Source organism: Rhodococcus sp. APC 3903 (assembly GCF_030407755.1).
Taxonomy (GTDB): Bacteria; Actinomycetota; Actinomycetes; order Mycobacteriales; family Mycobacteriaceae; genus Rhodococcus_F; species Rhodococcus_F erythropolis.
Genome location: NZ_JASDCV010000007.1, coordinates 271,071 through 292,302, shown reverse-complemented (window position 1 = coordinate 292,302; position 21,232 = coordinate 271,071). Strand labels below are relative to the sequence as shown.

At 61.1% G+C, this 21,232-nt stretch carries 20 protein-coding genes; 14 read left to right on the top strand and 6 right to left on the bottom strand.

What is annotated here, in order from left to right; genetic code table 11:
- Window positions 1-13: 13 nt before the first annotated feature.
- The 8 genes from QMA15_RS12945 (at window position 14) to QMA15_RS12910 (ending at window position 10,213) form a co-directional block, all read left to right on the top strand.
- Window positions 14-994 carry a linear amide C-N hydrolase gene (locus QMA15_RS12945; RefSeq protein WP_166501933.1) on the top strand — a complete coding sequence of 327 codons (981 nt, stop codon included), beginning with the start codon at window positions 14-16 and terminating at the stop codon, window positions 992-994.
- A 106-nt stretch (window positions 995-1,100) separates the two neighbouring features.
- The gene (locus QMA15_RS12940) at window positions 1,101-2,432 is read left to right on the top strand and encodes an MFS transporter (protein WP_019747533.1); all 1,332 of its coding nucleotides are present in this window, start codon (window positions 1,101-1,103) and stop codon (window positions 2,430-2,432) included.
- A 46-nt stretch (window positions 2,433-2,478) separates the two neighbouring features.
- Window positions 2,479-3,672 (top strand): anhydro-N-acetylmuramic acid kinase, encoded by a 1,194-nt coding sequence (locus tag QMA15_RS12935; protein WP_020906499.1) that lies wholly within the window; start codon window positions 2,479-2,481, stop codon window positions 3,670-3,672.
- Window positions 3,669-4,544 (top strand): MurR/RpiR family transcriptional regulator, encoded by an 876-nt coding sequence (locus QMA15_RS12930; RefSeq protein WP_290284771.1) that lies wholly within the window; start codon window positions 3,669-3,671, stop codon window positions 4,542-4,544. Before QMA15_RS12935 ends, QMA15_RS12930 begins: the two co-directional genes overlap by 4 nt.
- A gap of 97 nt (window positions 4,545-4,641) precedes the next feature.
- Entirely contained in the window at window positions 4,642-5,559 is a 918-nt protein-coding gene (murQ, locus tag QMA15_RS12925; RefSeq protein ID WP_020968668.1) for an N-acetylmuramic acid 6-phosphate etherase, read from the top strand.
- On the top strand, window positions 5,560-6,339 hold the full coding sequence (gene nagB / locus QMA15_RS12920; protein ID WP_020968669.1) for a glucosamine-6-phosphate deaminase: 780 nt from the start codon (window positions 5,560-5,562) through the stop codon (window positions 6,337-6,339).
- Between the two features lie 76 nt (window positions 6,340-6,415).
- On the top strand, window positions 6,416-7,831 hold the full coding sequence (locus QMA15_RS12915; protein WP_290284766.1) for an FAD-dependent oxidoreductase: 1,416 nt from the start codon (window positions 6,416-6,418) through the stop codon (window positions 7,829-7,831).
- Between the two features lie 84 nt (window positions 7,832-7,915).
- Entirely contained in the window at window positions 7,916-10,213 is a 2,298-nt protein-coding gene (locus QMA15_RS12910; RefSeq protein WP_279163176.1) for a serine/threonine-protein kinase, read from the top strand.
- 27 nt (window positions 10,214-10,240) lie between these two features.
- On the opposite strand, the gene QMA15_RS12905 is transcribed toward QMA15_RS12910, so the two are convergent.
- Window positions 10,241-10,549: an amphi-Trp domain-containing protein gene (locus QMA15_RS12905; protein ID WP_024487387.1), complete on the bottom strand. Its 309-nt coding sequence runs from the start codon at window positions 10,547-10,549 to the stop codon at window positions 10,241-10,243.
- A 73-nt stretch (window positions 10,550-10,622) separates the two neighbouring features.
- Between QMA15_RS12905 and QMA15_RS12900 the strand changes: the two genes are divergently transcribed.
- The 4 genes from QMA15_RS12900 (at window position 10,623) to QMA15_RS12885 (ending at window position 14,327) form a co-directional block, all read left to right on the top strand.
- On the top strand, window positions 10,623-10,955 hold the full coding sequence (locus QMA15_RS12900) for a hypothetical protein (RefSeq protein ID WP_037119238.1): 333 nt from the start codon (window positions 10,623-10,625) through the stop codon (window positions 10,953-10,955).
- A 116-nt stretch (window positions 10,956-11,071) separates the two neighbouring features.
- Window positions 11,072-11,515, top strand: coding sequence for a Fur family transcriptional regulator (locus QMA15_RS12895; protein WP_020906505.1), 444 nt, complete (start codon window positions 11,072-11,074; stop codon window positions 11,513-11,515).
- Window positions 11,516-11,551: 36 nt separating this feature from the next.
- Complete coding sequence (katG, locus tag QMA15_RS12890; protein WP_279163177.1) at window positions 11,552-13,774, top strand: catalase/peroxidase HPI; 2,223 nt, start codon at window positions 11,552-11,554, stop codon at window positions 13,772-13,774.
- A gap of 79 nt (window positions 13,775-13,853) precedes the next feature.
- A complete protein-coding gene (locus tag QMA15_RS12885; RefSeq protein ID WP_279163178.1) occupies window positions 13,854-14,327 on the top strand; it encodes an NUDIX domain-containing protein in 474 nt (157 codons plus the stop codon).
- 17 nt (window positions 14,328-14,344) lie between these two features.
- Here QMA15_RS12885 and QMA15_RS12880 read toward each other — a convergent pair whose 3' ends face one another.
- Window positions 14,345-15,196 (bottom strand): universal stress protein, encoded by an 852-nt coding sequence (locus QMA15_RS12880; RefSeq protein WP_279163179.1) that lies wholly within the window; start codon window positions 15,194-15,196, stop codon window positions 14,345-14,347.
- A 233-nt stretch (window positions 15,197-15,429) separates the two neighbouring features.
- Window positions 15,430-17,172, bottom strand: coding sequence for a cytochrome c oxidase subunit I (gene ctaD / locus QMA15_RS12875; protein ID WP_020906509.1), 1,743 nt, complete (start codon window positions 17,170-17,172; stop codon window positions 15,430-15,432).
- 198 nt (window positions 17,173-17,370) lie between these two features.
- Here ctaD and QMA15_RS12870 point away from each other — a divergent pair, with 198 nt between their 5' ends.
- Window positions 17,371-17,751, top strand: coding sequence for a VOC family protein (locus QMA15_RS12870; RefSeq protein ID WP_279163217.1), 381 nt, complete (start codon window positions 17,371-17,373; stop codon window positions 17,749-17,751).
- A gap of 3 nt (window positions 17,752-17,754) precedes the next feature.
- Here QMA15_RS12870 and QMA15_RS12865 read toward each other — a convergent pair whose 3' ends face one another.
- The 3 genes from QMA15_RS12865 to QMA15_RS12855 all read right to left on the bottom strand — a co-directional run bounded on the left by QMA15_RS12865 (window position 17,755) and on the right by QMA15_RS12855 (window position 20,755).
- Complete coding sequence (locus QMA15_RS12865; RefSeq protein WP_046378073.1) at window positions 17,755-19,455, bottom strand: GAF domain-containing protein; 1,701 nt, start codon at window positions 19,453-19,455, stop codon at window positions 17,755-17,757.
- A complete protein-coding gene (locus QMA15_RS12860; RefSeq protein WP_060938362.1) occupies window positions 19,445-20,176 on the bottom strand; it encodes a response regulator transcription factor in 732 nt (243 codons plus the stop codon). The genes QMA15_RS12865 and QMA15_RS12860 overlap by 11 nt, the downstream gene beginning before the upstream one ends.
- Window positions 20,177-20,410: 234 nt before the next feature.
- A complete protein-coding gene (locus QMA15_RS12855; RefSeq protein WP_019747516.1) occupies window positions 20,411-20,755 on the bottom strand; it encodes a nitroreductase/quinone reductase family protein in 345 nt (114 codons plus the stop codon).
- Here QMA15_RS12855 and QMA15_RS32770 point away from each other — a divergent pair.
- Window positions 20,652-21,215 (top strand): RGCVC family protein, encoded by a 564-nt coding sequence (locus QMA15_RS32770; protein ID WP_306305299.1) that lies wholly within the window; start codon window positions 20,652-20,654, stop codon window positions 21,213-21,215. The two genes, QMA15_RS12855 and QMA15_RS32770, sit on opposite strands and share 104 nt — an antisense overlap.
- Window positions 21,216-21,232 lie beyond the last annotated feature (17 nt).

The window sequence follows — 21,232 nt, the reverse complement described above, 5'->3', positions numbered from 1 at the left end:
GGGATAGTTTTCGATGTGTACACGCTTGGTCTACTTGGGGCCCAACGACACTGTGATCACTGCTCGATCGATGGATTGGAAGGTTGATCTCGGAACTAATCTCTGGGCATTTCCGCGGGGCATGACGCGAGAGGGTTGCGCGGGTCCGAACTCGATTCAGTGGACGTCGAAATACGGAAGTGTTGTCGCAACGGCCTACGACATGTGCACAACCGATGGGGTCAACGAGGCAGGACTGTCTGCAAATCTCTTGTGGTTGGTTGAGTCCGAGTACCCGGCATACGACGGCTCGACTCCGGGTCTGTCCATCGCAGCGTGGGCGCAGTATGTTCTGGATTGTTTTGCGACAGTTCAGGAAGCAGTCGAGGTGTTGGCAGCGGAACCGTTCACCGTCGTGACTGCTGCTGTTCCCGGTGAAGACCGTCTCGCTACCCTTCACATGTCACTCTCGGATGCCAAGGGAGACAGTGCGATCATCGAATACGTCGGTGGACGCGCGACTATTCATCACAGCCGTGAGTACCAGGTGATGACAAATTCTCCGATCTTCGATCAGCAACTCGCGGTCAACGAGTACTGGAAGCAGATCAACGGGACTGTGATGCTGCCCGGAACGAACCGTGCCGCTGACAGATTCGCCCGCGCGTCCTTCTACGTGGATGCGATACCGCAGACGGACGATCCGCGGTCCGCGTTGGCGTCGACGTTCAGTGTCATTCGCAACGTCTCGGTGCCGCTGGGTATTTCGACTCCAGACGAGCCCAACATCTCGTCGACCCGCTGGCGTACGGTGGTCGATCACAAACGCGCGCTCTATTTCTTCGAGTCTGCGATGACCCCGAATACGTTCTGGGTGGATGTGGCGTCGATGGATCTCGGGGAGGGGACGCCCGTCCGGAAGCTCGGGCTGGGCCCGAACGAGAGCACGGTCTACTCCGGAGACTCCACCGACCAGTTCGAACGGGCGGAGGCATTCACGTTCGCAGGAGCGTAGGGATTCGGGGGGACCCACGAAAACCCAATTGTGAAACTTCTTGACATTTCTACTCCGTTCAGATGAAACTTTGTTGCATATTCGGGTTTCGTCAACGGAGGACGGCATGGGCATCACAGTGCAGACACGGAACGATGGTGCGCAGCTCAAACGGCGCAGGGCGCTCGTCGCCGGCTCCGTCGGAAATTTCATCGAGTGGTACGAGTTCGGTGTGTACGGGTTCTTCGCGACGATCATCGCGTCGAACTTCTTCAGCGCCGACGGCTCCGGCGACCTCGAAAGCCTGATCAAGACCTACGCGTCGTTTGCGCTCGCCTTCTTCTTCCGCCCAGTGGGGGCCGCACTGTTCGGTCGACTCGGTGACCGCATCGGCCGACGCCCCACCTTGGTGATCGTTCTTCTGCTGATGTCGGGTGCGACGACCCTGATCGGTGTGCTCCCCACCTACGAGAGCGTCGGAATTCTGGCACCGCTGCTCTTGACGGTTCTTCGGATCCTCCAGGGACTGTCGGCCGGAGGCGAGTTCGGCGGCGCGGTGTCGGTGATGACCGAGTTCGCGCCCCCGGGACGACGCGGACTGTACGGGTCGTGGCAATCGTTCACGGTCGCGCTCGGATTGCTCGCCGGTGCCGGAATCGCGGCGCTCCTCGCGACAGTTCTCGACTCCGGTCAGCTCAACGACTGGGGCTGGCGCATCCCGTTCCTCCTTGCACTTCCGATGGGCCTGGTCGCCCTGTGGCTCAGGCTCCGACTCGAAGAAACGCCGTCGTTCGAGCGTGCCCGCGCAGTCCAGTCCGAACCGACAGTTGATGCGGCGACGCCGGTGGTGCAGCCGACCGTCGGCGAGACCGCCAGGGCGATCCTGCTCGGCATCGGTCGGTTGATGGGTTGGTCTGCGGCGGGTTACACGTTCCTCGTCGTGATGCCGACTTATCTTCAGAGTTCACTCAACGCGACATTCCATCAGGCACTGGTTGCTTCGGTACTTGCCAATGCCGGCTTCGCAGTGACGATTCCGCTTGCGGGCGGGCTCAGTGATCGCATCGGGAGACGCGCGGTCATGCTCACCGGCACCGTTTTGATCTTGGTCCTTGCGTTGCCGCTGCTCAACGTCCTGCAGAATGAGCAGACGTCTCTGACCGCCAAGGGATTTGCAGTGTTTGCCGCCGGCGCCGCAGTGGGACTTGTCGCCGGACCCGGACCCGCCATGCTCTCCGAGATGTTCCCCACCTCGGTCCGGTACACCGGATTGGGACTCGCATACTCCCTGTCCAACGCGGTCTTTTCGGGCTGCGCCGGTCTGATAATCACATGGCTGATCAAGGAAACTTCCAATCTCGATATTCCGGCCTACTTCGTGATGGCAACGTGCGCCGTCAGCGCGATCGCTTTGAGTACCTTGCGAGGAAATGCCCACAAGCGGGCACTCGTCGACTGACCGCAGCTTGCCCGAATGCCGAAACGATCCGAGTAAGGGAAATTTCATGAGAGTCATCGGCCTGATGTCCGGTACTTCGTACGACGCTATCGATGCTGCCGCAGCAGATATCCGGATCGACGGGGACACTCTTGTGCTGACCCCACTGGGGATGGTCAGCGAACCATATTCCGGTGAGTTGCGGGCAGCGGTGGCCGCTGCGGTACCGCCTGCGTCCACCACTGTCGGTCAGATCTGCCAACTCGACACCGAGATCGGGCAGGCATTCGCGGCCGTGGCTGCGCGGGCGAACGCGGAACTGTGTGGCGGCAGTGCGGAATTGATCTCCTCACATGGGCAGACGATGTTCCACTGGGTCGAAGGAGCGCAAGTAAAGGGCACTCTCCAACTCGGGCAGCCGGCCTGGATAGCCGAGAAGACCGGATGCACCGTCGTGTCGGACCTGCGCTCTCGCGACGTGGCGACGGGTGGACAGGGTGCACCATTGGTCAGCGCGTTCGACGTATTGTGGCTCAACGGAAGAACTTCGGGTTCCGTCGCGCTCAATCTCGGTGGCATCGCGAACGTCACTGCTCCGGGTGGCGGCGGTACGACGGCAGATGGTCCCGCAGTACCGATTGCCTTCGACACCGGCCCGGCAAATGCGCTGATCGATGCGGCGGTAAGCGAATTCACTGCGGGGGAGCAGTGGTTCGACCTCGGTGGCGCTCTGGGTGCAGCCGGCACGCCGAACGTCGATCTGCTTGCACATCTACTGAGCGAACCGTATTACACGCAGCCCGCTCCCAAGAGCACGGGCAAAGAATTGTTTCATCGGGACTATCTGCTCGCCGCTCTGCGGGGCTACGAGTCGTTGTCTCTGGCAGACATCGTCGCGACTCTGACTGCACTGACGGCCCGGACCGTCGCCGATTCCGTCAAAGCACTCGCGGCCACCGAAGTGGTGGTGTCAGGTGGTGGCACCAAGAACCCGACGTTGATGGCGATGCTCCGTGACGAACTGGGCGACATCGCGCTTGTCTCTTCGGACGAACTCGGAGTCACCTCCGACATCAAGGAAGCATTGGCTTTCGCGGTTCTCGGCTTCCTCACCGCACACGGATTGCCCGGCAGTATTGCTTCGTGCACCGGTGCGCGTCACGCCAGTGTGCTCGGATCTTTGACGCCAGGAAGCCGTGGGCTGCCTAGAATCACATCGGTGCCGTCAGCTCCGAAAACGATGCGAATCGAGGCGTTATGACTTTGGACCGGAGTGCTCCGGCGTCCGTCGACCTGCTTGCTCGTATTCGCGCATCACTGAGCAGCCTCTCACCTGCCGAGCTGCGGATCGCCGAAATCATCGAAGCCGACCCCAGCCTGGCGTCCACACTGACGGTCAACGATCTTGCCGAACGAGCGTCGACAAGTACGGCGACAGTGGTCCGCACAGCCAAAAGGCTCGGTTTCGAGGGGTATCCCCAGCTTCGTCTGGCATTGGCGGCCATCAGCGGTTCCGCGTCAAGTGATTCGATTCCACTCGGTGTGGACATCGTTGCCGCCGACTCTGCCAGTGAAGTCATGGCCAAACTCGCAGAGTTCGAATCCGAACAACTTAAGGGCACAGCACAATTGACTGACCCTGTTGCACTCGAAGAAGTGGTGTCGCGGATCCGATCCGCCCGCCGGGTCGAGGTGTACGGCATCGGCGCGTCAGGCATCGTCGCGCAAGACCTCACGTTGAAGCTCTCGCGGATCGACGTCAACTGCCGGGTTCATCTCGACCGAGACGCGGCGATGGTCAGCGCCAGTTTGCTCGGGCCGGACGACATAGCAGTGGGAATCTCGCATTCCGGCGAGACTTCTGATGTGGTCGAACCGCTTGCCCTTGCCCGTCGTACCGGGGCGTCGACGGCCGCGATCACCGGCGGGGCGCGGTCGACGCTCGCTGTGCAGTCACACCACGTTCTACTCACTGCCGGTAGAGAATTCGGTTTCCGGTCGGCAGCAATGGCAAGCCGCGCCGGCCAGCTGTTGGTAGTCGACACAATTTTTGCGATGGTCGCGCACTCGCTGCCGAGCGCCCTGTCTGCGCTGCAACGAAGTCATGATGCCATTGCTTCGAAGCGTCACTGACGAGGAGTCGTCGCTGTGATTACTGACGAGGAGTCGTCGCTGTGATTACTGACGAGGAGTCGTCGTAGTGAAATTTGATCGAGGAGGACTCGCCACAATGCAATTGGACATGCTGTCTACCGAGAGACCGAACCCTCTCACCCGCGATCTCGACGTCATGTCGGTGTCGGATCTGCTGACGGTGATGAACCAGCAGGACGCAATCGTGGCCGACGCGGTCGCGGCGGTGTTACCGGCCATCGAAGCCGCAGTCGATTCGATCGTCACCGCTCGGGCACAAGGTGGTCGGCTGATCTACCTGGGAGCTGGGACCAGTGGGCGTCTGGGAGTGCTCGACGCGGTGGAATGCCCTCCGACTTTCGGGACCGATCCAGGCGAGGTGATCGGAATCATCGCCGGTGGCCCGGGAGCGTTTCTGAACGCCGTCGAGGGAGCAGAGGACGATCCGCGAGCGGCTGGGGCCGACCTCGACGCAATCTCGTTGAACGCCACGGACGTCGTGGTGGGTCTGGCGGCGAGTGGTCGTACTCCCTATGTCATCGGGGGACTCGACCATGCCCGCGCACTCGGCGCCGCAACAGTGGCAGTCTCGTGCAACCGAAATGCGGCAATGAGTTCGCACGCCGGAGTGGCCATCGAAGTGGAGACCGGCCCCGAGATCCTCACCGGATCGACGAGGCTCAAGGCCGGGACTGCACAGAAGATGGTGTGCAACATGCTTTCGACGGCAAGCATGGTCCGTTCCGGCAAGGCGTTTCACAACCTGATGGTCGACCTTCGGCCTACCAACGCCAAACTGGTCGATCGTGCAAACCGGATCGTCGCGGCAGCCACCGGAGTGGATACCGAGATCGCTTCGGAGACCATCGAGAATGCCGACGGTCATGTGAAGGCAGCGGTCGTCATGTTGTTGGCCGAATGCGACTTCGCCGAAGCAACCGAATTGTTGGATCGCGCTTCGGGTTCCGTACGCGAGGCCATCGTCGGAGCCGGCAAGAGCAGAGAGGAAGCCTGAATGGAAATCGTCATAGTTCCCAGTCCGGAAGACGGCGGGCGAATCGCTGCCGACATCGTTTGCGGCGCAATCGAAAACGGAGCGCGGACGCTCGGCCTCGCGACGGGATCGTCACCGCTGCACACGTATCGGGAGCTGATCAAGCGGCATCGAGAATCGGGAGTGTCGTTCGCGGCGATGAGCGCGTATCTTCTCGACGAGTACGTAGGTCTCACGCCCGATCAGCCGCAGTCCTACGCGCACACCATCCGCACGGAACTCGTCGATCACCTCGACATCGACAATGCGCGAGTGTTCAGCCCCGACGGGGGAGCCGCGGATCCCAGTGAAGCTGCACGGCGTTACGACGCTGCCATCGTCGACAACGGTCCCATCGACGTGCAGATTCTCGGCATCGGTCTCAACGGGCACATCGGCTTCAACGAGCCGTCCTCCTCACTCACATCGCGTACCCGAGTGAAGACCTTGACCGAAAGGACCCGCGCCGACAACGCGCGGTTCTTCGCAGACCCAGCCGATGTGCCGCATCACGTGATCACGCAGGGTCTCGGAACCATCAGTGATGCAAAGCATCTTGTGCTGATTGCGGAGGGGGCGCGCAAAGCCCCCGCGGTCCGGGCTGCGATTGAAGGTCCGGTGTCGGCGTTCTGCCCGGCATCGGTACTTCAGTTGCATCCGCACGTGACAGTCGTCGTCGACGAGGCAGCGGCCGGTGAACTCCAACTGGCGGACTTCTACCGCTACACAACCGAGCACAAGCCGGCCGAGCAGGGTTACTGAAAAGCGGGTTACTGAAAAGCGGGTTACTGAAAAGCGGACTTGATCTCCAGCGCAGTTGAGGTCCTAGCCTCGGGGCATGATCAACGCTAGAGGTTCAGCGGTATCCCCGCCGGCGGCGCCCCGGATTTTCTCACCACCGCTCAGGGTCGCGATCGTCGGAGCAGGGCCGGCGGGAATCCACGCTGCCGGCGCTCTCGCTGAACTGGCTCCTGGCACCAAGATAGACATGTTCGAGCGTCTACCGACGCCGTACGGACTCGTGCGCTACGGTCTCGCCCCAGGGCACGCCGAGTCCGAAAAGTTCGTCGATTCTCTACACACCGTGCTGGTCGCCAGTGACTTCCGGCTGTTCTGCAACGCAGAGATCGGAAAGGACCTTTCCGTCGAGGACCTACGTTCTTCCTACGACGCGGTGATCATTGCAACCGGTGCGCCGCGGGATGCACTACTCGACATTCCAGGCGTCGAGCTTCCCGGTTCATTCGGGGCCGCCGATTTTGTCGGTTGGTACAACGATCACCCCGACGCCCCCCAACATTGGCCCCTGCACGCCGAGTCGGTGGCAGTGATCGGCGGCGGCAATGTCGCGCTCGATGTCACGCGGATGCTCCTCGCCGAGGCGCAATCGCTGCAGGCCACGGACGTCTCCGACGAAGTTCGGGAAGGGATCGCCGGCAGTCGCGTTCGTGAAGTACACATCTTTGTCCGGCGCGGACCCGCCGACGCTCGATTCTCCCCGAACGAGTTGCGCGCTCTCGGTGAACTACCCGGCGTAGATGTTGTCGTCGATGCTGCCGATGTCGCGCCGGACCGGCATATCGAGCGGATGACAAAACAGTTGGTGCACACCCGACTGGCAGTCGAGACACTCCGTAGTTTCGCGGACACTGCACCTGCCGACCGAACTGCCCAGCGTCGAGTTCACCTGCACTTCTACCGACAGCCCGTGGAGATTCTCGGTAACGGGAAAGTCGAGGCACTCCGCGTCGAGCGGACTGACCCCGACGGCTACGGTCACGTCACCGCTTCGGGTGTCTGTACCGACTATCCGGTTCAAGCTGTGTACCGGGCAATCGGATTCCTCGGCACGCCACTTGCCGGGGTGCCCTTCGATCACGGGCGCGGCATAGTTTCGCACCGGAGCGGCGCGGTGGTCGACGAGAGCGGTCTACCGATCGCGGGCTTGTTCGTGACCGGTTGGATGAAGCGCGGTGCCGCGGGGCTGATCGGTGCGGCGCGGCCAGACGCCCGCCAAACAGTCGAAACGATGCTGCGCCAACTTGATTCGTTCGGCGGGCGCCGAGCAGATCGCAGCCGGATCGAGGAGGTCCTCGCGGCCGGCGATCTGTTTCCCGTCGATTGGGAAGGATGGCTTCGTATCGATGCCGCCGAAAAGGACCTCGGTGTCGAGCACGGTCGTCCACGCGTCAAGATCGGTGACCGCGAAGAACTCGTTCGTATCGGCACGAAGTCGGCAGTTCACGCCGAATAGATTCGCTGGGGTCAGAGGTACCGCCGGGGTTACGCTGAAATGAGTCGCCTCGATTCATCGTGCTCGAGGTGCGGAGCAGAACTCATGAATGAACGTGGTGCGCAGGCCAGTGACGCGACAGTCGCGAGCGGGCCCCTGACCGAACGGGGCACCGTCACCGAGTTGCGCCTGTCCGCACTGCCGGTAGTACGCGGCGAATCGAACGATGCCGACGGTCTCGGGCGCCTGGTCGGGGACTGGGAGGGAGGACGAACCCCGTCCGACCTGAGTGAATATCTGCCCGATCCAGCCAAGATTCGTCGGGGCGCGCTGATCGAACTGGTCGGAATCGACATGGAGTACCGCTGGCTGAAGAATGACGGTCCGAAACGACTCACGGAGTATTGCGCCGAGTACCCGGAATTGCTCGAAGAGCCACTACCGGCCGAGCTTCTGTACGAGGAGTTCCGGCTGCGGAAGCAGGGCGGGGAGGACGTCGTAGCGGCCGAGTACCTCAGCGAGTTCCCTTTGCAAGCAGAGGGTTTCGAGCGGTTGTTCGACCGTGATTCGATGGCCGGTCGAGAAGACGTGATGATGTTGGGGCTCTCGGGTTTCGACGAGTTCGAGATCGGGCAGCGCCTCGATGATTTCGAACTGGTGTTGGAACTCGGGCACGGTGCATTCGCCCGAGTGTTCCTGGCACGGCAACTGTCGATGCAGCGGTGGGTTGCGTTGAAAATCTCGCGCAACGTCGGGGTCGAGCCGCAGACTCTCGCCCAACTCGACCATCCCAACATCGTTCGCGTCTTCGATCAACGGCTGCTCGAGGAACGCGCACTGCGAGTTCTGTTCATGGAATACGTGCCAGGCGGGACCTTGCTCGACGTGGTCAAACTTGTCCGCGTGACACCGCAGGCTCAGCGGTCCGGACAACTACTTCTCGACGCCATCGATCAGACCCTGGCGAAGAAGGGAGAGATGAAACCGAGCGAGACGAGTTTACGGAGCGAGATCGCAGCGATGTCGTGGCCGGAGACCGTGGCCTGGATGGGAATGAGACTGGCCGACGCCCTCGAGTACGCGCGTGAGCACGGCGTACTACATCGGGACATCAAGCCGGCGAACGTACTTCTCAGTGTCGAAGGCATTCCCAAACTCGCTGACTTCAACGTCAGTTCGAGCGAGGAGGTCTCGACCGAGGACGCTGCCTGTTTTGTCGGAGGCTCGCTCGCCTACATGTCTCCAGAGCAGTTGGAGGCCTGTGCCGTGGGGTCTCCCGGCACACTCGACACCCGTAGTGACATCTATGCGCTCGGTGTGATGCTGTGGGAACTCCTCACCGGGAGTAGGCCTTTCACGGACGACGGCACGGGGGAGAACCCACCGTCGCCCAAGAAGGCGCTCGAGGCACGTCGGCGTGGGGTGGATCCCGCGGCCGAGGCCCGGTTACCGGACGACTGCCCGCCGGCGCTGCGCCGAGTACTGGTGAAGTCTCTTTCGCCCGAGAGAGACGGAAGGTGGTCTGGCGGACGAAAGCTTGCCCGTCAGTTCGCACTGTGTCTGGACCGGTCTGCCCGGAACCTGGTGGACCCACCGGAAGGGAGCCCGCGTTCGACGTTGTGGAAGTGGGCACTGCCGATTCTTCTGGCCGCGATCGGAATTCCGAATCTCCTGGCGGCGGGCTACAACTACTACTACAACAAGATGCTGATCATTTCGGGACTCTCGCCCCAGGCTCAGCAGCACCTCGAGCAGGTTCATCTGGTCATCGGGGTGGCCGCGTTCTCACTCGGTGCCGCGGCGATCCTGTATTGGTGCCGGCTTGCGCTCACTGTGCCTCACGGACTGCGTCACGGTCAGACGTACAGCGCGGAGGTCTTGAACAAAGCGCGTACCGCGACGCTGAACGTCGGACACCGCGCGGTGGTGATCGCATTCGGTCTGTGGGTCCTGGCCGGTATCGCATATCCAGTTGCGTTGCAGATTGCCGCCGGAGGAATTCCGCAACGAGCATACGTGCACCTGATGTCGTCGCTGGCAGTGTGCGGCGCCGTCGCAGTCGCGTATCCGTTCTTCATCCTGACGTACTACTCGGTTCGATGTCTGTATCCGATCTTGTTGTCACACGGCGAGTTACGAAGCGACGACGGACGCGATATTCGCTCGTTGGGTCGGAGCAGCACGCGTTACCTCGCAGTCGCGGCGTCGGTTCCACTGGTGGGAATCGCGGGACTCAGTTTTGTCGGTTCCGGGGCCGGGGAGGAACTCAACGCAACCGTCCGTGCGCTGTGTCTGGGCGGGATCGCGGGCTTCATCGTTGTGTATCAACTGTTTCGACGGATCGAAAGTGATCTCCGAGCACTGCTGCGCGTTGTGTCTCTCGAGGTGTCGGCGTCTCCGTAATTGCCTGACAACCGCACCCGGGTTGGCCTATTTGGCAGTGCTCTTGCGCGGTCGGCTGCGACGAACTGCTTTGGTGGGCGGCGGAGACTTCTCTTCTGATTCTTCCTGAGGGTCGTCGCGCCAGTGAATCTCGATTTCTATCTCGACCTCGTTACCGTCGACTTCGATCTCGAGTTCCCACCGAACCTGTTCCGGAACACTGATTTCGATCGAGTCCCCACCCGACCCCAGTTCCACTTCCGATCCACTGGCGAGGGCCTGGCCGAGGGCGATGAGTCGGTCGGCGACTTCCTGCCGTGAGAGTTGTGACTTCCTCTTGATCTCCAATTTGGGCACGATCACTCCTGACCTCGGCGGATTCTCCCCTTCACCGTAGTTGGAACAAACGGAAGATTGTTACCTTTGGACGATGTCGACCCGCTACCACGTCACCTCCGCCTTGAACCGTGCGTCGATCCAGCGGTATGGATTGGACTGGCGCCGAATGGGCTCAGCTCGCGGAATCGCAGGAAGTCTACGAGCAGAGCAGGAGGGATGCTTCCTCGCCAGCGACGAGGGCGAACGGGACTGGTTTGTCAGAATGAACAACACCGGCGGCGCGGTTGACGTATGGGAAGTCGACGGTATCGACGCTGCATCTCTTGTTCAGTCGCCGGAGGGGCACTACTACTTCCCCGGCGTCATCGCCGCCGCTGAACTGCGACTGGCGCAACAAGACCTACCCCCAGTTCATCTCCCATGATTCCCGGGCCCGTTCGTCCTGTTCGGAGCGCTGACGAATCGGTCGGCAAATCTGCGTAGGCGAGGATTTTCGCGAAAGTCTGGGTTCAGTCCAGAAGATTGCGCAATAGTGGAAAGGTGCCTTCGACGCCGGATTATGCAGCCCAACTGCGTAACGCTGAGCTTCGCGTGACTCGTCCCAGAGTCACGGTGCTCGAGGTTGTGCATGCACGCCCACACGCAGCCACCGAGACTGTCTTCGATGCTGTGCGGGCTGTTCTGCCAGGGGTGTCGCGGCAGGCGGTCTACGACGTGTTGCACGCTCTCACCGACGCCGGGCTGATCAGGCGGATCCAACCGTCCGGATCGGTGGCGCTGTACGAGTCTCGCGTCGGTGACAACCACCATCACGTCGTCTGCCGGTCCTGCGGGGTCGTTGCAGATGTCGACTGTGCAGTCGGAGAGGCACCGTGCTTGACGCCGTCGGCGCACAACGGCTTCGTCCTCGATGAAGCCGAGGTCATCTACTGGGGCCTGTGTGCCGACTGTTCGACAACTCAGAGTTTGCGATCACACCCGTGATCGAAGTCCGTTCTACTCGCTCATGGAGGGATTACCGTGTCCGATAGTTGCCCGGTTGCTCACGATGGAAACACCGCGAGCACCAGCGAAAGTGAAAACCCCGCGATCCCGTCTCCGACACCGACCGGGAATCGTCCGAGAACCAACCGGGACTGGTGGCCGAATCAGCCGGATCTCTCTGTCTTGCATTCACATTCGTCGAAGTCGAATCCCATGGGTGCCGACTTCGACTACGCCCAGGAATTCGCCAAACTCGATGTCGAGGCGCTCAAGCGCGACGTCATCGCGCTGATGACGGCGTCGCAGGATTGGTGGCCGGCCGACTACGGACACTACGGCGGACTCTTCGTGCGTATGAGCTGGCATGCTGCCGGCACCTATCGCATCGCAGACGGCCGCGGCGGTGGCGGTCAGGGCGCTCAGCGTTTCGCCCCGCTCAACAGTTGGCCGGACAACGCCAGCCTCGACAAGGCACGTCGCCTGCTCTGGCCGGTCAAGCAGAAGTATGGAAAGCAGGTTTCCTGGGCCGACCTGCTGGTGTTCGCAGGCAACTGCGCTCTGGAGTCGATGGGGTTCAAGACCTTCGGCTTCGGCTTCGGCCGAGAAGACATCTGGGAGCCCGAGGAGATCTACTGGGGTCCTGAGGACACCTGGCTCGGCGACGAGCGCTACAGCGGAGACCGTGAGCTGTCCGGACCGCTCGGCGCAGTTCAGATGGGCCTGATCTACGTCAATCCCGAAGGACCCAACGGACAACCGGACCCGGTAGCGGCCGCCCGCGACATCCGAGAAACCTTCGCTCGCATGGCGATGAACGACGTGGAAACGGCCGCGCTGATCGCCGGCGGCCACACCTTCGGCAAGACACACGGTGCCGGTCCGGCCGACCTCGTCGGACCCGAACCGGAAGGCGCACCCGTCGAGCAACAGGGACTGGGCTGGAAGAGCGCCTTCGGTACGGGCGTGGGTAAGGACGCGATCACCAGTGGTCTCGAGGTCGTGTGGACTCCCACTCCGACGAAGTGGGACAACACTTTCCTGGAGATTCTGTACGGATACGACTGGGAGCTGACCAAGAGCCCGGCGGGTGCGTGGCAGTGGATCCCGAAGGATGGCGCGGGGGCCGGCACGATCCCGGATCCGTTCGATTCGACGGCCGGACGTACTCCGACGATGCTGACCACCGACCTCTCCCTACGCCTGGATCCGACGTACGAGAAAATCACACGGCGTTGGCTCGATCATCCCGAAGAATTCGCTGAAGAGTTCGCCAAGGCTTGGTACAAGCTCCTGCATCGCGACATGGGACCGGTCACGCGTTACCTGGGACCGTGGGTTCCCGAACCGCAGTTGTGGCAGGACCCGGTTCCCTCGGCCGATGATCAACTGATCGGGGACGCGGACATCGCGATCCTCAAGAGTCGACTTCTCGATTCCGGGCTGTCCGTCTCACAGTTGGTATCGACCGCGTGGGCGTCGGCTGCGAGCTTCCGCAGCACTGACATGCGCGGCGGCGCCAACGGTGCTCGAATTCGCCTGGAGCCGCAGAAGAACTGGGAAGTCAACGAGCCCGCAGCCCTCTCCGCGGTGCTTCAGACCCTCGAGCGAGTTCAGCAGGAATTCAACCAGGCTGGTGGAGCCAAGGTTTCACTTGCCGACCTGATCGTTCTGGGTGGTACAGCGGCAGTCGAGCAGGCCGCGAAGAACGCCGGACAAGACATCACGGTCTCGTTCACGCCGGGACGTACGGATGCGACTCAGGAGCAGACAGACGTCGACTCGTTCGAGGTACTCGAACCCCGGGCCGACGGATTCCGGAACTACCTCAAGGGAGGGGAGAAGATTCCGGCAGAGATTCTGTTGGTCGACCGCGCGTACATGCTGTCGCTGACCCCGCCCGAGGTGACAGTTCTGGTCGGCGGACTTCGCGCGCTGAACGCGAACTTCGCCAAGACCGGCCACGGGGTGTTCACCGACCGTCCCGAGACGTTGACCAACGATTTCTTCGTCAACCTTCTCGACATGGGTACCGAGTGGAAGCCGTCGAAGACGGAAGAGAACGTCTACGACGGGGTTGATCGGGCGACTGGAGATCCGAAGTACACGGCAACTGCGGTCGACCTTGTTTTCGGATCGAATTCGCAACTGCGCGCACTCTCCGAGGTGTACGCCAGCGAAGACGCGAAGCAGAAGTTCGCCGAGGACTTCGCTGCCGCCTGGACCAAGGTGATGGACCTCGACAGGTTCGACGTCAACTGATTCAGCAGATTAGCCGACGGCGCCCCGCGAGCTTTGTTCTCGCGGGGCGCCGCCGTTTCCCGCACGATAGCGTGGTCATGTGGCCGATCAATTTGCGCTGGTACCAGCGGTGTACGTGATGTTTCGTCGAAGCAACCCGGCGCAACGGCCGGAGGTGCTGTTGCAGTTGCGTGAGGGCACCGGTTTCATGGACGGATACTGGGCTCACGCTGCTGCGGGACACGTCGAACTGGGGGAGTCGGCACTCGATGCGGCTGTCAGGGAGGCCGCGGAAGAACTTGGCGTGGAGCTGCTGTCCTCGGAACTGAAGCCACTCACCGTATTGCATCGCCGACATGCGGAAGGGTTCGACCCGGTGGATCAACGAGTGGACTTCTTCTACGAATGCCGCACGTGGTCGGGTGAACCACGCCGGATGGAGCCGTTGAAATCTGCAGATCTGCGGTGGTGGCCGGTTGACGAACTCCCGGAGAAGTTGGTCGACCACGAGCGTTTCGTGATCGAAGCCCACCACGCCGGTCAGCTCGCACCCATCCACAGTTACGGGTTCTGACCGAGCGAGGATCCAATTCAGGCTTCGCTCGCAACGATGACCGGGCAGTGAGCTTTTCGAATCATTGCACTGCTCGTGGTGCCGAGAGCGGTGTCGTCGAACGAACCTCGGCCGCGCCGGCCCACGACGAGAAGCCTTGCTTCGGTGGAGAGTTGTTCCAGAATGGCAACCGAGGGGCCGTCGAACTCGATCTGTCGGATGGTGACGCCGGGGTAGAGCGTGGCCCAACCTGACAGTTGCCACGTCAGCGGCGTCGAATGCTGGGGCGCGTGCCCGGCTTCGAAGTTTCGACTCAGCTCGGCCTCCGGCGGGGCAGCGTGCACAACGACCAGTTCGGTGTTCGCCGCCTCGGCTTCCTTGAATGCAATGGCCAGAGCACTTTCGCTGTAGGCGCTTCCGTCCAAACCGACGACAACGGGAAGATCAGCCGTAGCCTGGCTTTCACACGAAGTTCCGACTGTTGCGAATGAACATGCCGGGGCGGGTGCAGTGAGATCGTCCAGTTGAGTGACGATCAAGGGGTTGACGATCAAGGCGGCCTCGGACGTCAACGCGGTGAGGATTGCGGTGTTCTCCCCGGAGATCAGATCGGTCCGGATCCGAAGATCTGGCGACACCGACTCTGCGATCTGAATGGCTTCCATGAACAGGCCGGTCGGTGATGCCGAGGTATTCGGATCGCCGGTGTTCGGATCTGCGGAGTTCGGAGCTACGAAAACTATTCGCATCCAGAGACTGTGGCGATGCGCGAACTCGGCCGCCCACGTGATCACGTCGGTGCGCAGCGGGGATCCATCGATGCACACGACGACCGCTCCGTCTGCGGACCACTCCGAGGTGAAGAGATCAGTCGAAAGTTGGGAGGTCATTCCGAGCTCCTCGCGTTATGTCTGTCGAAGGTTCTGCTGAATGCGAACTGGCTTGCAGGACAGTGCCGAACAGCAATCCTGCAACTACTATCGAGCAAGCGGCAGTTGTCAGGGGCAACCACACGAGCGTCGTGACTGCGAACATGAGGACGAGCAACGGCATCAGGAGATGGCCGGGTTTCGCTCGGCGTTCAACCTGCTGACTTTCTGCCCAAGCTCGATACTTCGTGCCGTCATTCATGTCGTTTCACCTCTGTGCTTACCGTGGAAACCGGCTTGTGACCAAGCAGTCCGACGTGCGCCTCGTCGCGCATCCTCTCGACCATGTGGGGGTAGTGCAGTTCGAATGCCGGCCGTTCACTGCGGATTCGGGGGAGTTCGGTGAAGTTGTGTCGTGGTGGCGGGCAGGACGTCGCCCATTCGAGTGAGTTTCCGAATCCCCAGGGATCGTCGACCGTCACGATCCTGCCGTACCGATAGCTCTTGAAAACGTTCCAGATGAACGGAATCGTCGAGGCTCCGAGCACAAACGCGCCGACGGTCGAGATCGTGTTGAGAAGAGTGAAATTGTCCGATGGCAGGTAATCCGCGTACCGCCGAGGCATACCCTGAGCGCCGAGCCAATGCTGGACGAGAAATGTCGCGTGAAAGCCGATCAGAGTCAACCAGAAATGGATCTTGGCGAGCTTCTCGTCCAACATTCGGCCGGTCATTTTCGGGAACCAGAAATAGATTCCGGCGTATGTCGCGAACGCGATTGTTCCGAAGAGGACGTAGTGGAAATGCGCGACAACAAAGTACGAGTCGGTGACATGAAAGTCCAGGGGCGGGCTTGCGAGAATTACGCCGGAGAGTCCGCCGAACAGGAATGTGACCAGGAAGCCGACGGAGAACAGCATCGGCGACTCGAAAGTCAACTGCCCCTTCCACATCGTGCCGATCCAGTTGAAGAACTTGACTCCGGTGGGAACTGCGATCAAGAAGGTCATGAACGAGAAGTAGGGGAGGAGAACGGCGCCGGTTGCGTACATGTGGTGCGCCCACACAGCGATCGACAGAGCTGCAATTCCCAGTGTTGCGTAGACCAATCCGGTGTATCCGAAGATCGGCTTGCGGCTGAAGACAGGGAAGATCTCGGAGACTATGCCAAAGAACGGAAGCGCCAGAATGTAGACCTCGGGATGGCCGAAGAACCAGAACAGGTGCTGCCACAACATGACTCCACCTGTCGCGGGGTCGAACAAATGCGCTCCCAGGTGCCGGTCCACCCACAGCCCGATCAAGGCAGCAGCGAGCAGCGGAAAAACGAGGAGGATCAGCATGCTGGCGACCAGCGCATTCCACGTGAAGATCGGCATGCGGAACATCGTCATCCCGGGGGCCCGTAGGCAGACGATCGTCGAAACGATGTTGACTGCGCCGAGGATGGTGCCGACGCCGCCGAGAGTAAGCCCGATGATCCACAGGTCGGCACCCATACCGGGGGAGTGGAGTTCGCTGGTGAGTGGCACGTAAGCGGTCCAGCCGAAATCTGCTGCACCACCGGGTGTTACGAACCCGGCGGAGGCGATCAGGCCGCCGAAGAGATACAACCAGTAGCTGAACGCATTGAGCCGCGGGAAACACACGTCCGGCGAGCCGATCTGCAGCGGCATGAGGTAGTTGGCGAATCCGAAGAAGACCGGGGTCGCGTACAGCAAGAGCATGATCGTGCCGTGCATGGTGAACAACTGGTTGTACTGCTCGTTTGACAGGAATTGCATTCCCGGGACAGTCAATTCCATGCGCATGAGCAGCGCCATCAGTCCGCCGATCAGGAAGAAGGCAAACGATGTCACGATGTACATCAGCCCGATCATCTTGTGATCGGTGGTCCTCAGGATCTCGACCAGTTTCGAACCCTTCGGAGCGGTCCGGGGAGTTGCGCCGACGTGGATATCGACCTCGTCGACCGGCCGGGGCGCGAGATCAACCACGACGGCCGCCTGTGCGCATCGACGTGACGAAATACCGAGAATTCTTGGGACTGTGGAACATAAACGCAATGATCGCGGCGGCCACGACCTCGGACGAGGGGAAAAGGTCCCGAGGATCGGACAGGGCGGCATGGCGTAGATCACGTGGTCCGGTACGGTCGAATGACAATTGTCCTTGCGGATGGAAAGCGAGTTGTCATGGCATGTCGTATCAGTGAATTGGTGCTCGGTTGCCGGGATCCTGAGGTTCTGGGGCGGTTCTGGTGCGAGGTCCTGGACTTCGTCGTGCTCGATCGAATGCACGACGGTTCTCTGGAGATCGGCCCGCGCGAAGGGTTCGGCGGTCCGCAGCCGACGATCATCCTCAGTCGCAGAGACGAACCGGAGAAGGGTAAGCCCCGCCTGCATATCGACGTCAACGCCACCGACCGCGATCAGGAAGCCGAACTGGAACGCTTATTGGGTCTTGGTGCGCGGCCGACCGACATCGGCCAGACGGGGCAGGAACAATGGCATGTCCTGGCCGATCCAGAAGGTAACGAGTTCTGCCTGCTCAAGGCCCAACTGGATCCGCTCTGACGCTCAACCGTGCTGGATTGACAACGGACTTCGCCTGGGGCTCAGCGGAACTCGCCACACCAATTCGGTGACGCCGTTCTCGCTGGTGATGTTGCTCGAGCCGCCGCACTGACGAGCGCGGGTCGCCAGGTTGTCGAGACCGTGGATTCTGGTTGCCTGGTCGATTCCCACACCGTCGTCGACGATGCTGATGACAAGATCTTCCGTTGCCCGGATGGTGACGTCGATGGCGTTGGCATGGGCGTGCCGCAGAGCATTGCTCAACCCTTCGCGCACAACGGCTTCGGCGTGCGGGGCGAGTCGAGCCGGGACGGAACTGTCGATGGTCCCCTCGAAAGTGACGCTGGGAGTGATCGACGAGTGACCGGACAGACCGTTGACGGCGTCGAGTAATCGGCGTCGCAGGCTTGTGGGAGTCGACATCTCGCTCGTGTGGAGGTCGAAGACTGCGGTGCGGATTTCGCGGACCGTTCGATCGAGTTGATCAACGGAGTTGTCCAACACCGTGCGAATGGTTTCCTCGTCGCCGGGACGTTGCAATGCCCCCTGCAAACTCAATCCGGTGGCGAACAACTGCTGAATGACGTGGTCGTGAAGATCACGCGCGATTCGGTCTCGATCTTCGAGGACGTCGACCAGTCGCTCTTTTCGTTGTTGTTCGGCGAATTCGACAGTGACAGCGGCGATGTCGGCCATTGCCGTCAGCTGCTCGATCTCATCGACGCCCCACGGACGATCGCTGCGGCGTGACGCGAAGAGGACGCCGCCGCCGAACGAGGTTCCCGACAATGGGAGTGCGACGACGGATTCCTCGCTGGAAACATGCAGTGCCGGAACAGCACTGGCGCTGGGGGCGGAAATCGTTCGCCGGCTGCGGGCAGCTTCGTCGATCACGGTTCCGGAAAGATCGAGAACTGTGCCGTCCGAGACGGTCATCCCGCGAGTCCGGGATTCTGCGACGTGAACACCCGGCCCTTCGCCGAGGTCGTAGCGAACTATGCACACCAGATTGCCGTCGGTGAGACGGCGCGTCGTGCGAACCAGTTCGGCCAGTGTCTCGTCGCGAGATCCTCCACTGAGCAGGCGTGCGTTTACGGCGGCGACGGCCTTGAGCCACGCTTCCCGCGTTTGGGATTCCTCGAACAGACGCGCATTGTCGATGGCGATGCTCGCAGCGTTTGCCAGAATCTGGAGTACGGCCTCGTCACGGTCGTCGAATGCAGTCCGTTCCGAGCTGTCCGCGAGGTAGATGCTGCCGAACACCTCGCCCCTGACGAAGATCGGAACACCGAGAAACGTGTCCATCGGTGGGTGATTGGTTGGAAACCCCGCCGAGGACGGGTGTGAGGCGATTCGGTCGGTTCGAACCGGACAAGGTTCTTGAACGACCAGGCCCAGCAGTCCGTGACCTTCGGGAAGATGCCCGATCTTGGCAACCTGCCCCTGATTCAAACCGGAATGGATGAAGCGGGACAAGCGGCCGTCGGGAGACTTCACGCCGAGCGCACCGTAGTCCGCTTCGAGCACATGTCTTGCGACGTCGACTATCTGTTGCAGCGTTTCGTCGAGTTGGAGGGTGGACCCGACTGTCAATACGGCACTGAGCAGCTTGGGAATTGCAGTCGGGTTGAGGGCAGTCAGCTCTGCGCTTCCGGCGATGTCGCCGAAAAGGCTGAGCATGAGCGCGTCGCGGCTACCTGGCATGGTGTGTGCCTGTAGTGGCGGAGAATGGTGAACCGGACGGCGTCAGTAGGTGTGTGGTCGCCTGTCCTGATGGATCCGGGTAAGCAGTGCCCGCACGAAGCTTGGTCGCCAGTACTGCAGCCTGCGTTCGACGTTCGAGACCTAATTTTTCGAGGATGCGTGAGACATAGTTCTTGACTGTTTTCTCCGAGAGTTCCGCGTGCGTGCTGATCTCTCGATTGCTCAGCCCCTTGCCGATCAACTCGAAGATCAACAGTTCCTGATCGGTCAACAGTGCTGCCGCAGTGCCCGACTCCTGCTCGGATCGGATGCGCCGGACCAAACCGACCACCGCCTGAGTGTTCAACAGCGATTTGCCGGTGGCGACCGTACGGATCGCGGATACCAGGTCGTGGCCGCGGATGTTCTTGAGGACGAATCCGCGTGCGCCGGCGATCAGGGCGTCGAGTAGGGCGTCGTCGTCGGAGTACGACGTGAGCATCAACGTGGCCGCTTCCGGACAGGTCGACGCCAGTTCCCGGCACAGTTCCACACCGTTGCCGTCGGGAAGTCTGACGTCCATGACGACCACGTCGGGTCGGCATTCGGGTATTCCGTCCGAAGCTTCGCGAACACACGACGCCTCGCCCACAACGTTGAGTCCCGATACCTGATTCAACAGGTCTGCCAATCCACGACGGACGATCTCGTGGTCGTCGACCAGATAGATGCCGATCGTCACGGTGGTCACCTCTTCCAGCTCGCGCCTGCCATCGATGTTACCGGACGGTAATGTACTGGCAAGGACGGGTTGTTCGTCAAACGGTCGACAAAAAACCCGCGTCGAACGGTGCGAGACCGAGTGTCGATTGCACAGAGTCAAAGGTCCCGATCGCGACGAGATATGGATCACCGAGGTACGGCTAGGCGATCAGTGTGAAGTGAATGTGATTGCGCCGGTGCCGTTTCGATCGTTTCAGTCCGTAGGCGCGAGTTCGACCGAAACGTAAACTCCCTTGCCTTTTCGATGTGCGAGGGCTTCGCCAGGACGATCGATACCGTCCAGTTGGAGAACGATGGGGCCTTGTTCCGGATAGAAATTGCGCCACCAGCTTTTCTTGTCCGGCATGGCAACTCCGATCGTCACATGGTCGCCTTTTCTTTTGTAGGACACGGGCGCGCTGAAGGTACGTCCCGATTTGCGGCCGACGTAGGTGATGACGGTCATTGAACGGCCGAGTAATTTGCCCACGATCGGAGCGCCGATCAGTGGTTGGACCACTACGTTGACGGCGGCGGATACACGTTGGAAAGTGTTCACAAGAAGCCCTTTCGCTTCGGATGCTGCACGGATTCGAACGCTGCACGGAAATGGTGCGTGCTGTAGTTCTATCCTGCTCGACGGTGATTGTCGCGTGGCAGAAATTGGTACAAACCGGTGCGCCGAAGCGAGTAGCGTGGGGGTACGTCGAGGGTCATTCGTATATGCGCGGTCAAGCCATGTCGTCCTCGACGCCAACCCGGTCTGTGGTCGAACGGCCGAGAACTGGAGCGCCTGTATGGCGTCGAACCCGTCCGATGTGTCGAATGCACCAGGGCAAGCCGAGTCGACAGACGCGGATCAGAAAACGCCGTCCATCTGCCCTGCGTGTCAGCACAGTATGGAATCCCACGATCCGCTCGGCGTTCGGTTCTGCGCAGTGACAGCCGACCGCGGTCTCGATCGAAAGTGCATCTGCGCTGCCGATCGTGAGGAGATGCAGCACTATTCGCGATACTGAGCTTTCGGGCTGAACAG

Coding starts and splice junctions, on each gene's coding strand:
- QMA15_RS12870 (WP_279163217.1), top strand. CDS start 17,371: ATGGCATGTCGTATCAGTGAATTGGTGCTCGGTTGCCGGGATCCTGAG.
- QMA15_RS12900 (WP_037119238.1), top strand. CDS start 10,623: ATGTCGACCCGCTACCACGTCACCTCCGCCTTGAACCGTGCGTCGATC.
- QMA15_RS12930 (WP_290284771.1), top strand. CDS start 3,669: ATGACTTTGGACCGGAGTGCTCCGGCGTCCGTCGACCTGCTTGCTCGT.
- QMA15_RS12935 (WP_020906499.1), top strand. CDS start 2,479: ATGAGAGTCATCGGCCTGATGTCCGGTACTTCGTACGACGCTATCGAT.
- nagB (WP_020968669.1), top strand. CDS start 5,560: ATGGAAATCGTCATAGTTCCCAGTCCGGAAGACGGCGGGCGAATCGCT.
- QMA15_RS12880 (WP_279163179.1), bottom strand. CDS start 15,196: ATGACCTCCCAACTTTCGACTGATCTCTTCACCTCGGAGTGGTCCGCA.
- murQ (WP_020968668.1), top strand. CDS start 4,642: ATGCAATTGGACATGCTGTCTACCGAGAGACCGAACCCTCTCACCCGC.
- QMA15_RS12945 (WP_166501933.1), top strand. CDS start 14: ATGTGTACACGCTTGGTCTACTTGGGGCCCAACGACACTGTGATCACT.
- QMA15_RS32770 (WP_306305299.1), top strand. CDS start 20,652: ATGACGGTCATTGAACGGCCGAGTAATTTGCCCACGATCGGAGCGCCG.
- QMA15_RS12910 (WP_279163176.1), top strand. CDS start 7,916: ATGAATGAACGTGGTGCGCAGGCCAGTGACGCGACAGTCGCGAGCGGG.
- QMA15_RS12865 (WP_046378073.1), bottom strand. CDS start 19,455: ATGCCAGGTAGCCGCGACGCGCTCATGCTCAGCCTTTTCGGCGACATC.
- QMA15_RS12915 (WP_290284766.1), top strand. CDS start 6,416: ATGATCAACGCTAGAGGTTCAGCGGTATCCCCGCCGGCGGCGCCCCGG.
- QMA15_RS12940 (WP_019747533.1), top strand. CDS start 1,101: ATGGGCATCACAGTGCAGACACGGAACGATGGTGCGCAGCTCAAACGG.